The sequence below is a fragment of the Bacteroidia bacterium genome (assembly GCA_040880525.1).
Lineage (GTDB): Bacteria > Bacteroidota > Bacteroidia > CAILMK01 > JBBDIG01 > JBBDIG01.
In genome coordinates this window covers 1-12488 of record JBBDIG010000021.1, presented here as the reverse complement: position 1 = coordinate 12488, position 12488 = coordinate 1, and the positions used below count along the sequence as shown (strand labels likewise).

Sequence of the window (12488 nt, the reverse complement as noted above, 5' to 3'; positions counted from 1 at the left end):
CGGGGTGCTGATGTAAAGGACGTAAAAATTTGAGAAATGGTTTCCTGTGCAGGCCCCGACACGACACGAAGTTCCAGGCCGGCATCTGTCTTCTAAATGCACCGAAATATAGATATTTAGTAATTCAACAGGTATAAAAAAACTATAAATCTTTTATTCTATTCCACAAAAAAGGCCTCACAGTGGAGGCCTTTCAATATAAGAGCGAATAACTTTTCCTTATTGCTTCTCAAATTCATATTCGGAAATGCGGCCATAATACTCTACCGATTCGGCCCACAATTCATCTTTGGTCAATTTGAGGATATCCCATTCCAACTCACCTCCACCCAGTTCAAGGATCAGGGTATTCTTGTCGTCTTCAAACTCCCAATCACCTGATACTCTATATGTATAAGGCACTCCATATCCATAATACGAATCTATATATGTTACTGCCAAATCAAAGTCCCCATCCTTCTCAAATTCTAACACCACCTCATCATATCTGCCTAACAAGGAATTTGTATCTGCCTTGGTAAGTTCCCATTCTCCTTCAAGCCTGCCTTCAGGTGTTCTCAATGTAAAGCCGGGACCTTCATCATACTTCTTGCAAGCCTGGAGATTGAACAGAATGGCTGCGGTAGCCAGGGAAGCAAGCGAAATCGTGTTGTAGCGGTTGAGTTTCATGACTTTGGGTGTTTTTGTTTAAATTAAAACAAACATATCTCTTGCTGCATTAAATCACACTGCAATTTCTGCAATTTCAAAAACTAATATTATTGAATAATCATAATTAGCATTCTATGCTCCGTTAAATTTTTCGAAAGATCACACATAGTTTCCAACCATCCAAATTCACTGATATATAAATAATTAGTCCATTCAAAAAAATAAAAACCAATAAATTCTTAATATTATTTCACAAAAAAAGCCTCGCAGTGGAGGCTTTTTTTTCAAGAGCGAATATTTTTACCTATTGCTTCTCAAATTCATATTCGGAAATGCGGCCATAATCTAAAGATTCGACCCATAGCTCATCTTTGGTCAATTTTAAGATCTCCCATTCCATTTCTTCCCCTTCAATTTCAAGTACCAGGGTCTCCTTATCATCTTCAAATTCCCAATCACCGCTGTATGTATAGCTGTATGGAATTGAATATCCATAATAGGTATAAAGATAGGTTAAGGTAATATCCAAGTCCCCGTCCTTCTCAAATTCCACCACAACCCCGTCAAAGAAGCCTAATAAAGAATTAGAATCTACTTTTGTGAGTTCCCATTCTCCTTCAAGCCTGCCTTCAGGTGTCCTCAGTGTAAAGCCTGGGCCATCCTCATACTTCTTGCAAGCCTGGAGATTGAACAGAATGGCTGCGGTAGCCAGAGAAGCCAGTGAAATGGTGCTGGTTCGATTTCTTTTCATGATTTCGGTGTTTTGTTGAAAATAAAAGCAAATATATGGGTTGCTGCATTCACAGGATTAAAAATTAACTCCGAAAATTGTGCAATACCAATATTTTTTATTGGATAATCATATAGAGCATTCTATGATGTGTTAAATTTTCCGCAACAAGGCAGCTTCATCAAGTTCCTTTTCCATCATTTGCATAAGCTCTCCTACGGCCACGCGCTTTTGCTCCATCGTATCGCGGTAGCGCACCGTTACTGAATCGTCCTGCAAAGTGTCATGATCTATCGTTATGCAGTAGGGCGTTCCAATGGCATCGTGCCTGCGGTATCGCTTGCCGATGGTGTCTTTCTCCTCGTACTGGCACCGCCAGCGATATTTCATGGTATCGAATATTTCGCGCGCTTTTTCCGGCAGGCCATCTTTTCGAAGCAAAGGCAGGATTCCTACTTTTACCGGTGCCAGAACGGGTGGCAGTTTCAGCACTACACGACTGCTGCCTTCTCCAAGGTCCTCTTCCGTATAAGCCGCTGAGAGCAGCAACAGGAACATCCTGTCAAGTCCGATGGAAGTCTCCACCACATACGGGATGTAGTTCTCATTCACCTCCGGATCAAAGTATTGCATTTTGCGGCCACTGTGCTCCTGGTGTTGCTTCAGGTCAAAATCGGTGCGGCTGTGAACGCCCTCCACTTCCTTAAAACCAATGGGAAATTCATATTCAATATCCACGGCAGCATTTGCATAATGTGCAAGTTTGATATGCTCATGTATTCTGTATTTGCTTTTATCAAGGCCCAGTGACAAGTGCCAGTTCATTCGTTTCTCTTTCCAGTATTCAAACCACTCCATCTCGGTTCCCGGCCTCACGAAAAACTGCATTTCCATTTGCTCAAATTCGCGCATCCTGAACAGGAACTGCCGCGCCACGATCTCATTCCGGAAAGCCTTTCCCACCTGCGCTATCCCGAAGGGTAGCTTCATGCGTCCGGTTTTTTGTACGTTTAAGAAATTCACAAAAATTCCCTGGGCGGTTTCCGGCCTGAGCCATACAGCATCACTGCCCTCAGCCACGGAGCCCATCTGCGTACCGAACATCAGGTTGAATTGCCGCACCTCGCTCCAGTTCTTGCTGCCACTTACCGGGTCAGCTATACCGAGTTCCTCTATCAAGGCTTTCACGGCTTTCAGGTCGCCCTGCTCCAGCAATTCCTCCATGCGCTGGCGTATTTCTCCGGCCTTCTGCGTTTTGCCCTTTTTTTCATACTGGGCAATTTTCGTTTCGATCAATTCATCGGCCCGGTAGCGCTTTTTGCTATCCTTATTGTCAATCATCGGGTCGTTAAAATTGTCTACGTGGCCGCTTGCCTTCCAGGTTTTTGGATGCATGAAAATTGCCGAATCCAGCCCCACGATGTTCTCGTTCATCTGCACCATAGCTTTCCACCAATAGTCGCGCAGGTTGCGCTTTAGCTCCACGCCATTCTGGCCATAGTCGTAAATAGCCGCCAGCCCGTCATAAATTTCACTACTGGGAAAAATAAAACCATACTCCTTACAATGGGAGGTGATGTTCCTGAGAGGATCTTCTTGTTGTGCCATAGCCGCAAAAGTAATTTGACAGACGGAAATACCTGCACCCGGTTCTGCATTCAGTCCACAATTCTGCTTTTTGAGATTGTGCAGATACGCTGAAAATATTTACACCTGGACCTCCGCTTTTCGCACATTTGAAAAGAAACTAAAAGCCCGTCAACCTGTTTATATCGCGTTAAAATCACTGAATAAAATGCAGCCGAAAGATCAGCACCTGTTGTTTGTAATAAACCCGATTGCCGGGGTATTGGAAAAGGAAGAAATCGCTAATTCCATTGAACTTCATTGTAAAAAATATAATCTTTCAAAAAGCATCTATTTTACCACCGGAGAAGATGACCGGCAGAAAATTGAAGAAAAGATCCGGGAAAACAAATTTGATGTAGTTGTAGCCGTAGGCGGGGATGGTACGGTAAACATGCTTGCTTCATTACTGGTAAACACTGACATAACGCTGGGAATATTACCGCATGGCTCAGGTAATGGCATGGCCAAAGACCTGGAAATACCGCTGGAGTTGAATGAAGCGCTCACTCTTTTGTGCGATTGCAGAGCCTGGCCTATTGACGTGCTCGAAGTAAACGGTTATTATTTTATTCACCTCAGCGACTTAGGATTCAATGCCCGCGTGGTGGAGCTTTTTGCAAAAGAAAAAAGCCGGGGCCTCAGTACTTATACCCGCATAGCTCTCGAAGAATTCAGGGAGTATGAACCAACACGGTATAAAATCGTGACTGATGAGGACAGTGAAGTTTTTGTGGGCAAAGCATTTATGATCAGTATTGCCAATGCACGGCAATTCGGAACCCGGCTGAAAATTAATCCCGGAGGCGATGTGGCGGATGGAAAATTTGAAATTCTGATCATCGAACCTTTTCCGAAAATTGCCTCTCCGGGACTTTTTGTGCAAATGCTATTTGAGAATATTGATGATACCAATTATAGCCGGGTCATCAAAGCTACCCGTGCAACGATCTGGAACTATGATAATGCTCCTCTTCACATAGATGGAGAGCCTAAGAACTTTGACGAAAAATTGGAATTCAGGATTTTACCCTCTGCATTAAAGGTAATTTATCCGAAATCAAAGGTTCAGGATCTGGTAAGGAAAACGAATGCAGAAATTTAAATATCCTTTAGAAGAATACGAATGGCGCTGGCTTTTCGATCTTTAATGGTGTTTCCTTATATTTTATTGATAAAAACTAAATTCTAATAATAAGATTATTTTTTAAATTAATTTGGTTTTTTGGAATTCTGTGGTCCGGCATATCAAAGGTCCGGCATATCAAAAAACTATATCTGAAAAGTGCTAATTTCGCCTCATGTACGCCATAATAGATACTGAAACAACCGGAGGAAGTCCACGATACAGCAAGATCATTGAAATCGCCATTTGCGTACATGACGGCCAAAAGGTGGTGCAGCGGTATCAAACGCTCGTAAATCCGGAATGTCCTATCAACCCTGACATTACCGGGATTACGCACATTACCAACGACATGGTGCGGGATGCCCCCCGGTTTTATGAAATAGCACGGAATATCATTGAACTCACGGAAGGCAGGATCCTGGTGGCGCACAATTCCCGGTTCGACTATGCCATGCTGAAGGGCGAGTACCAGCGCCTCGGATACCAGTTTGCGCGGAAGCAATTATGCACAGTGAAGCTCAGCAGGCAATTGCTGCCGGGCCATCCTTCATACAGCCTCGGCAAATTGTGCCGTTCACTCAATATACAGGTGGCTAACCGCCACCGCGCAATGGGTGATGCCGCAGCTACAGCCATCCTTTTTGACATGATTCTGGAGCAATACCAGCGCAGTTATGGCGGGCCGCTCATCAGTGATGATATGACCGATGCGATATTTCCACCCAACATGGATCGTGAATGTGTGGATGCGCTGCCTCATGAACCGGGTGTTTATTACTTTTATAATGAAAACCGCGACCTTATATATGTAGGGAAAAGCCGCAACATCCGCAAACGTGTTATCAGCCATTTCTCAGCCGACCTGAAAAGCGGCAAATCACTACGGATGAAGCAGGAAGTGGCCTACGTAGATTGCGAGGTGACCGGAAGCGACTTGCTTGCATGTTTGCTGGAAGACCATGAAATAAAACGCCTGGCGCCAAAATACAACCGCGCAGGACGAAAGGCCGGTTTCCGCTATGGCATTTACACCAGCTCATGCCATGAGGGATATTTGCACCTCAAAGCCATGCCGGTAAAGTCTGACCGCGAGGCCGTCCTGATGTTTACCACTACCGTCCAGGCGCGCAACCACTTGAAAAGGCTGGTGAAACAATTCCAGCTTTGTGAGAAACTTGCCGGCCTGGAATCAGGAAAAGGCAATTGTTTTGGCTACTCTCTGCATAAATGTCTCGGTGCATGTGCAGGCAAGGAGCCTCCCGTTTCTTATAATTTACGAGTGGAATCAGCCATTGGGAATTTCAGGTTTTCAAAGCCCGACTTTATGATTATTGTGCCCGGCAGGGAAGTGAATGAATATGCAGCCGTCCAGGTCCAAAACCACAGTTACCAGGGCTTTGGTTACTTTTCTGTAAATGGCGCTTCCAAAAGCCCTGCTGAAATTCTGAACTGCATCCAGGCCAAAAAAGATAATCCTGACGTCCGGAAAATACTAAGGCAATTCCTGAAAAAAGAAAAGAAATTTGATTTGATTGAGTATTAATAACTTGGCTTTCGTGTTAAGATTACCTTTCGAACATCACCGATAACTTCAGGATTGGCGTCCAATTTACAGCCTGTGATGAAAAGGGCAGGCAAAAAAGAAAAGCACAATAAAGGCTTTCAATTTTGGCAGCAGCATAATAATCCAATCCAATTGATCACAAATGATATGATGCAGCAAAAGCTGGATTATATCCATGAAAATCCAGTGAAAGCCGGCTTTGTAGCTGAACCACATCATTGCTTATACAGCAGTGCCCTGGACTACAGCGGAGAATAAGGGCTGCTGGAAGGTATTAAGCTGATGGCTTAACCGAGCGTGAGGCACGAGTGAATACTCGCGCCAGAAGGGGAAGCTTTTTGTTTTCTTTTCTCTATTTCCTCTGTGCGCTGGCCGTTTTGCTCTTTGCAACCGCAGGAACGAGGATTTCAATGTGCAAAACAGGGTTGGTTTTAGAATCGCCATCCTTCTCTACGCATCAAATCCAAAATGTTAATACACTCAATTCCCATGTCGCTGCAAACATCCGGAATTTTAGGCTTTGCAATGTTATTCGTTGCTCTTTCACCAGTTACAACAACTAAGTCTTCAACTTTTGCCAATGCTATTACGAAAGGGTCTGCTCCATAAGTCCCCTTTCTATCTTCTACCAATCTTTGATAGTTTGGGTTTTGTAGTATGTCGGAAACAGCATTTTGAACTGAGTCAGTAAGTTCAATGAAAAATCCATTCAGATTATTTTGCTTGAACCATTTATGGCATCCATCATCCTTTTTGCTGATTTCGTGTTCAATGAGTTCCGTTGCAATACCTGAACCGGATTCTGCTAATTCTTTGAACCTATCCCAAAATGACGGAAACGTGTCGTGAGGATAATATCTTACCCAGGCATCCAATATGGCACTTGCATCAATACTGTACTTTTGCATAAAGCAGTTGTTCAAGTTTTGCAAGGTTGGACACCTTAATTTTTATAAAATCCGAAAGAGAGGAAGCTGTCAGTTTATCCTGATAATATCCTTGCAAAGCAAGATTCAGAAATAACCCTCCGTTTTTGGCAATTATATTTCGGTAATAGTCTCCGCCAGGTGAGCTTTTTTTATCTTCATAGTCCTGATTGTTTCGATAATCCTGATAAAATCGATTGGTGGTTTTTTCAAGGGTCAACAATCGTCTTAAAATTACTTCTCTGCTTACACAAAATCTATTTGACAGCTTTCTTAGCTCGTCTGCTGTCCAATTGGGATTACGTGAATCATGAGAGCGAACTACAAGTGATTCCAATAAATAATTTGAAGGAACTAATACTTCCGCTGCGACTTGATTGCAGTAAACCTCTATCTGTTCGTATAAATCTTTATCGCTGTACCTAAAATTGCTAATCCCATCTGCACGTAATACAATGTGTACCAATTCGTGAAATAATGAAAAAATACGTCCGTTTTGTGTATCGTTGCTATTAATGACAATTACAGGCAATACATCTTTGGCAACACACGCTCCTCTCATAATATGAAGTGGAACACCGGAAGTTTGAAAAGCCAGAATTCCTTTAGATTCAAGAAGCTTCTTCCAATAGTTTAAAGCGTCATAACCCGGCTTAATGTCCCCAACTTCATTGTGATTAATGCCAAGATATTCAATGATTTTTTCAGCTAATTCTTCAGGTGACTGATTTACTGTGCCTTTTAATTTGAACTGAGGAGGTTCTGAATCAAGCTGTTCATACAATTCAAGAGCAATCTCTCTCTTTTGCTGGAAAAGCATTAGCTCTTTTTGAAGAATATACTCTTCGTTTTCGGTTAGAGTGTATTGATGATGGAATTTTCTAAAATCCTTTAATGGCTTGAAATGCTTGGGTGGCTTTGGGAAGTAAAACAATGCAAACGGACGCCTGTAAACATTTGCGATTTTATAAAGTTGCTTTACTGTGGGGAAAGATTCACCATTTTCCCATGCTTCCAGCTTTTCGGTCTTTACACCAATTTTCTCCGCAGCAAGTTCTACGGTTAATTTTACCGTATTCCTTGACCATACAAGCATTTCCGGATTAATATGTGCGTTGGTTCTTGGCATAATGACTTTACAAAGTTACACTCAATAACGAGATTTCGAAATTTTCAATATCTTTTGAACGCAAAATTATCATAAACAGTTATTTTGAAGGCGGTGTACGTTTATGCGGTTTCACTGGAATCGTTTTAGGGCCAGGCTTGGTCTTATCCGGATTTTTTCTTGGAACGGGAGACGGTGTTGACTTTTTGTGAGGTTTTACCGGAACTGTCTTTTTTGCCATTATTTTAGATTTCAAGGGTTAATTTAATACTCTATTTGAGATTTCTTTTGCGATTTCTTCAATTGTAAAACTCGCTGTATTCAAAGCCAACATGTCTGCTATTATTGGGCTGAATTTCAACACTTCGTTTTTACTGATTTTATGCCAGATTGGAAGTATTACTTTTTCTCCGTTTACTTCTCTTGCAAACAGCCCGTCCAACTCTCTTTTAGGCCATTCCTTATTGAAAAATGCTTCTGATAAAACCACAATTCCATAACGTGAATTATTTAGTCCGTGGTCAATAGAGCGTCTTAGGCTGTCGCCAACTCTCAAAGTAAATTCATCATACCAAACATTAAGTCCATTGCTATGCCACAGCAATAAATTATATCTTGCCTTTAAATATGTTGATTGAGAATTAATTGCTCTATTTTTCAAATAATCAAAAGCAGTATTCTGGTATTCATTCAACTGCGGATACTCTGATATCTCACCAACTTCTTTTCCATTGCTTGTTGAAAAAGAAAACAATCTGCCTCCATAAAAATCAAACAAATTGGCTTCAACTTCCCATTGTAATTTTTGTTTTTCATCGTCTGAATCCGTTTTCTCTTTATAGTTTAAAAGAGGTTCCAGCAATTCGTGATTCTTCTTTAGCAACAATACATTTTTATCGTATTCACTAAAGAAATCTTTTAGATTATCAAAACTTTCTATGTTGAAGCTGGATTTTCTCATTTGCAGTTATTTAGCTTGCGTACAACTTGTTTATATATTTCATTTTATCACATTTAGCCCTCCACTGAGGTTGTTATTATGTGATTTTTATCAAGTTTAGCCCTCACCCTTAAATATCAATATTCTCAATAGGATTCTGAACACCCCTGATCTGGCACGCTCCTGGGGCGCGTATCTTAATCCCATCACCTTTAGCAAAACTAAGCGGTAGAAGCCGTAAACACAAGTTCCCCCTGTCTGGTGCGAGCATTCGTTTGTACCTTCACGGTTAGCAGTCCACAATTGCCCAAGTGGCATGCACATGCCTATTATTGAATAACCAATTTTTTGGTAATGATATTTCTTCCGGTATCCAGATTCAGCATATAAACTCCATCTGAAAGATCACCTAAAGGAAGGTTGATTTCCTGATATGCCTTAAGATAGGTTGTATAATACACTCTTCCTGACATGTCACTAATAGTTAATGTGTATTGTCTATCTTTTTTCAGTCCTGTCAGATTAATTACTGCAATTGAAGATGCCGGATTCGGATACACTTCAAACTTTATTGCTTCCAGCTCATTCTCAGGAACTCCTACCCAGCAACCGTAGGTGGCATTTATATGTTGCGGAAAGGCTCCTGCTTCTATTTGTATAACGCTGGTTGCATAGGCATCTGAAACAAACACACTGTCGTTAATGCCATTTCCCCATCTTGCACCTATCCATCCCATTGAAAAATATCCAAAAGCATCGGGCACAGGAGTCGGGTGCTTGAACCAGTCCAGACTATGGTTGATCATCAAAGTGTCTATGACCTGAGCATTGGCAGGATCAAGTACAAGAATTTGTTTATCAAGCACTGAATCGGTCGGTTGAAAGGTAAAGTTTTTATGGTTTTTGTACTCGTTGTAGGTAGCCCGCGCACCAGAATGGGGATATACAACGCTTTGTGATAGCGTGCTGTCTGTTGTCTTAAGCGTGGTGAGAACTGTAATACTGTCACCGGGAGAGCTGAGTACAAAAAGTGAATCTCTTATTTTCAAGAACTCCTGCGCATTAGAGGCAAAATCGTTCATCGGGTAGCTTGCATATAAAGTATCTTGTAAGGAGCTGAAATGGTACAGCATATAGGTGCCGCTGGTGTCCCACCCGGTAATGAACAGAGCATTTTCGATTACCTCAAATATTTCCGGTTCAAAGTGAAAAGCAAAGCTGAATTGTTCCAGTAGATTAGGATAGGAATAAACCCGTATGCGGTAGGTGCTAATCGTATCCTGAACGAGCAAAACAATGGGATTGGTGGCATCTGTGGTTATTTGTTTGGCCATTTTCAAAATACCCGGTATGAATAGAGAATCCAATTTAGATATGCTGCCGTACTGCGGACTGAAAGTCTCGTCAAACGAGTATGAGAACATACCTATGTCCGAAACAACTACATAAGGTTCCGCAGGTGAGTGGGCGGATAAGATGGTCGTATTTGGGGGCCACCACCATGATCTTTTAAATGCAACACCCTTGATGTGTGTTCCCGGTACCGTATCCAATACGTTATAGGTATAATTGGACCCATTGTATGTAATTGAACCAATCAAGGGCGGAGTACCTTGGCTGGTATCTCCTGTGCAGGGGATTAAAAAATTTCCTATGCCGCATCCGTTGGCTGTTTTTAAGACCACCTGACTGATTCTGCTATCAATTGATATGGTGGTTTCTGAACCAGGCTTACCTGCATAATTTCGCCTTTCGGTATTTCTGTGCTTATCTGAAAAGCCGTGGAAGGAAATTAAAAGAATGGAGAGTCCAAATATGGTTAAACCTTTCATTGTTATGTTGCTTTAGTGGTGCCCAACTGTTTATATGTACGATAAAGCCGTCAATAACATTCTACCCGGGACGTTATTCTGCGCTTTTTCTTGTTTTTAGCCCTGCGTCAAATATCCATATTCTCAATGGATACTGAACACCCCTGATCTGGCACTCGGCTGTCGCTCCGCATACTTGCGGAGTGTCATCTAATGCAGGGCGTCCCGCCTAAATTAGCCCAGAGGGCTGAAATAGCTTACACTCGCAGGATGCGGAGCGAGAGCGGGAGTATCAAAATTGTAAATCTCATTTTTTAGTCATTTTTAAAAGTAGTTGAATACCAATTAAAATTCCAATTCCAAAAGATATAGCTGTCAGTCCGAATTGATTTAATTGCTGAAATTTTATCAATGTTCCAATTATCATACTTAGTCCTGTTGTCAGGAAGAAGAATGCACCAAAATGGAAAAAGCTCAAAGGTTTTTTGAAGGTTAAAGGATTGTCATTCCATGTCGGTCTTTCAATTACTTGTCCGAAAATGGCTGCATTGATTTTTGTGATAAATGGAATTGCAATTATCCCGAAGATTAACGGCATAATAATCATTGCAAAACTCATGTCAGGTTGAGCACCAATTGGTTTAATTATGTTCGGAAGGAAAAGAATACCAAGAATTACGGCTTTAACCTTTCCTGTCTTGTTCCAATCATTCATTGTCGTCTTTATATGTGTGGCAACGGCCTCGGCTAAGAAACGTAGGGCTTTCGATGCGATTTCCTGTCCACCGAAACCGAAATTTGCTAAATGAACGAACCTTTATGAAAGCCTTACCTGCCCCATGCTTTCTTAGCCATTGTTGGCACACGTTTTTTTATATTTCTCTTCTCAAGTTACAGTTACAACCAACATGAAAAGGAAGTTTTGGAGGTCGATTTTTACTGTATTTTTTCTCACATTCTTTTCTTGCTCGTTGACAAATTAAGTCGGGAACAAAATCTTCGTGTTTTTCAACTCTAAATTCTTTAATCCAAGATTTATCGCCTTTTATGTCTTCAGTACAGCGTTCCGAATCTCTGTAAGTATCTGTCAATAGTCTAATGTACTCTTTGACGTATGACCATGAAGCAGAAAGGTTCTCCAAATCAATATTTCTAAATTTTTCAGGTAATGGTTTGATTTTAAACATTGAACGGGTTGAAACATGCTTTCCAATGTTGTCTGATAGATTTGGGTTTTCTGTCAAATAGTCAATAGCCTTTTGCTTTCTTTTAAAATGCCCTTCTTCTTTTTCAGCAATCTTATTAAGTGTTTTAAGTGTTTGAGAAGATAATACTTCTTCATTTGGAAGGTCATTCCCTGAAATAGCTAAATCTGCTTTTAGTAAGTCTTCAAATTCTTTTCTTTCCCAATTGCTTATAATCTTATCCTTGCGATAACTAAAACCGATATACTTTGAGATAGTCTCGAACCCATATTCTTGTATTAATTCATCGTCAATAGTTTCAGGTATTTCACTCCCTTCAAAGAGAATATCAAGTTCGCAGGCTGCTCTTTCATAAAGATTGTTGATTGCTTCTTCTTTGAATTCATTTTCAATATCCAATCTATCCATTTCGGAAGCTGTTTTGTACTCGGTAGAATTTGCCTTTGCCTGTTCAATGAATTTATGGTATTGTGGTTTATACTCTAAAATGTAATCTTCAATCTCTTTACACTTAATGTTGTGAGCGGTGAACAATGGGAGTAAATCCTTTTCCTTGTTCCAAATGTTGTCGTCTTTCAGGATTTGAATCACCTTTTTGATTTCTTTTTCGTTTGCGTTGTATAACGTGAGCTCAAATGAGCTTTTTGGATTAATAACAATAGGGTTGTTCAACTCCGTTGTACCAATTTGAGGTTTACTTTCACGAGAATCCAAACTTTCAATGATTTCTCTAAGCGAGTTTAATTGTCTTAGACCCCTATTTCTTGGAGAGATTTTTCAAAAGAGTTTAGGTCTATT

The 12488-nt window shown here is 41.0% G+C and carries 12 protein-coding genes; 3 read left to right on the top strand and 9 right to left on the bottom strand.

Going from position 1 to position 12488, the window contains the following annotated elements:
• Positions 1-219: 219 nt before the first annotated feature.
• The 3 genes from WD077_05745 to WD077_05735 all read right to left on the bottom strand — a co-directional run bounded on the left by WD077_05745 (position 220) and on the right by WD077_05735 (position 2989).
• Positions 220-669 (bottom strand): hypothetical protein, encoded by a 450-nt coding sequence (locus tag WD077_05745; protein ID MEX0966720.1) that lies wholly within the window; start codon positions 667-669, stop codon positions 220-222.
• A gap of 286 nt (positions 670-955) precedes the next feature.
• Positions 956-1402: a lipocalin family protein gene (locus tag WD077_05740; protein ID MEX0966719.1), complete on the bottom strand. Its 447-nt coding sequence runs from the start codon at positions 1400-1402 to the stop codon at positions 956-958.
• A gap of 132 nt (positions 1403-1534) precedes the next feature.
• On the bottom strand, positions 1535-2989 hold the full coding sequence (locus WD077_05735) for a glycine--tRNA ligase (GenBank protein MEX0966718.1): 1455 nt from the start codon (positions 2987-2989) through the stop codon (positions 1535-1537).
• A 187-nt stretch (positions 2990-3176) separates the two neighbouring features.
• On the opposite strand from WD077_05735, the gene WD077_05730 reads away from it, so the two are divergent.
• From WD077_05730 to WD077_05720, 3 genes are all read left to right on the top strand, one after another.
• Positions 3177-4112 (top strand): diacylglycerol kinase family protein, encoded by a 936-nt coding sequence (locus WD077_05730; protein ID MEX0966717.1) that lies wholly within the window; start codon positions 3177-3179, stop codon positions 4110-4112.
• Positions 4113-4308: 196 nt separating this feature from the next.
• Positions 4309-5679, top strand: a complete 1371-nt coding sequence (locus tag WD077_05725; protein ID MEX0966716.1) for an exonuclease domain-containing protein — start codon at positions 4309-4311, stop codon at positions 5677-5679.
• A 78-nt stretch (positions 5680-5757) separates the two neighbouring features.
• Positions 5758-5958, top strand: a complete 201-nt coding sequence (locus tag WD077_05720; GenBank protein ID MEX0966715.1) for a hypothetical protein — start codon at positions 5758-5760, stop codon at positions 5956-5958.
• Positions 5959-6131: 173 nt separating this feature from the next.
• Here the strand turns inward: WD077_05720 and WD077_05715 are convergent, their stop codons facing one another.
• The 6 genes from WD077_05715 to WD077_05690 all read right to left on the bottom strand — a co-directional run bounded on the left by WD077_05715 (position 6132) and on the right by WD077_05690 (position 12404).
• Entirely contained in the window at positions 6132-6608 is a 477-nt protein-coding gene (locus WD077_05715) for a DUF4411 family protein (GenBank protein ID MEX0966714.1), read from the bottom strand.
• Positions 6589-7755 (bottom strand): XRE family transcriptional regulator, encoded by a 1167-nt coding sequence (locus tag WD077_05710; protein MEX0966713.1) that lies wholly within the window; start codon positions 7753-7755, stop codon positions 6589-6591. The genes WD077_05715 and WD077_05710 overlap by 20 nt, the downstream gene beginning before the upstream one ends.
• A 238-nt stretch (positions 7756-7993) precedes the next feature.
• The gene (locus WD077_05705; protein MEX0966712.1) at positions 7994-8695 is read right to left on the bottom strand and encodes a toll/interleukin-1 receptor domain-containing protein; all 702 of its coding nucleotides are present in this window, start codon (positions 8693-8695) and stop codon (positions 7994-7996) included.
• 308 nt (positions 8696-9003) lie between these two features.
• Positions 9004-10506: a T9SS type A sorting domain-containing protein gene (locus tag WD077_05700; protein ID MEX0966711.1), complete on the bottom strand. Its 1503-nt coding sequence runs from the start codon at positions 10504-10506 to the stop codon at positions 9004-9006.
• Between the two features lie 286 nt (positions 10507-10792).
• Complete coding sequence (locus WD077_05695; GenBank protein ID MEX0966710.1) at positions 10793-11200, bottom strand: hypothetical protein; 408 nt, start codon at positions 11198-11200, stop codon at positions 10793-10795.
• A 157-nt stretch (positions 11201-11357) separates the two neighbouring features.
• Positions 11358-12404 (bottom strand): hypothetical protein, encoded by a 1047-nt coding sequence (locus WD077_05690; protein MEX0966709.1) that lies wholly within the window; start codon positions 12402-12404, stop codon positions 11358-11360.
• Positions 12405-12488: the final 84 nt, after the last annotated feature.

Bases quoted from the DNA above. Each gene is read 5' to 3' on its own strand.
- WD077_05730 (MEX0966717.1), top strand. From the start codon at position 3,177: ATGCAGCCGAAAGATCAGCACCTGTTGTTTGTAATAAACCCGATTGCC.
- WD077_05695 (MEX0966710.1), bottom strand. From the start codon at position 11,200: ATGAATGATTGGAACAAGACAGGAAAGGTTAAAGCCGTAATTCTTGGT.
- WD077_05735 (MEX0966718.1), bottom strand. From the start codon at position 2,989: ATGGCACAACAAGAAGATCCTCTCAGGAACATCACCTCCCATTGTAAG.
- WD077_05715 (MEX0966714.1), bottom strand. From the start codon at position 6,608: ATGCAAAAGTACAGTATTGATGCAAGTGCCATATTGGATGCCTGGGTA.
- WD077_05700 (MEX0966711.1), bottom strand. From the start codon at position 10,506: ATGAAAGGTTTAACCATATTTGGACTCTCCATTCTTTTAATTTCCTTC.
- WD077_05710 (MEX0966713.1), bottom strand. From the start codon at position 7,755: ATGCCAAGAACCAACGCACATATTAATCCGGAAATGCTTGTATGGTCA.
- WD077_05745 (MEX0966720.1), bottom strand. From the start codon at position 669: ATGAAACTCAACCGCTACAACACGATTTCGCTTGCTTCCCTGGCTACC.
- WD077_05720 (MEX0966715.1), top strand. From the start codon at position 5,758: ATGAAAAGGGCAGGCAAAAAAGAAAAGCACAATAAAGGCTTTCAATTT.
- WD077_05740 (MEX0966719.1), bottom strand. From the start codon at position 1,402: ATGAAAAGAAATCGAACCAGCACCATTTCACTGGCTTCTCTGGCTACC.
- WD077_05725 (MEX0966716.1), top strand. From the start codon at position 4,309: ATGTACGCCATAATAGATACTGAAACAACCGGAGGAAGTCCACGATAC.
- WD077_05705 (MEX0966712.1), bottom strand. From the start codon at position 8,695: ATGAGAAAATCCAGCTTCAACATAGAAAGTTTTGATAATCTAAAAGAT.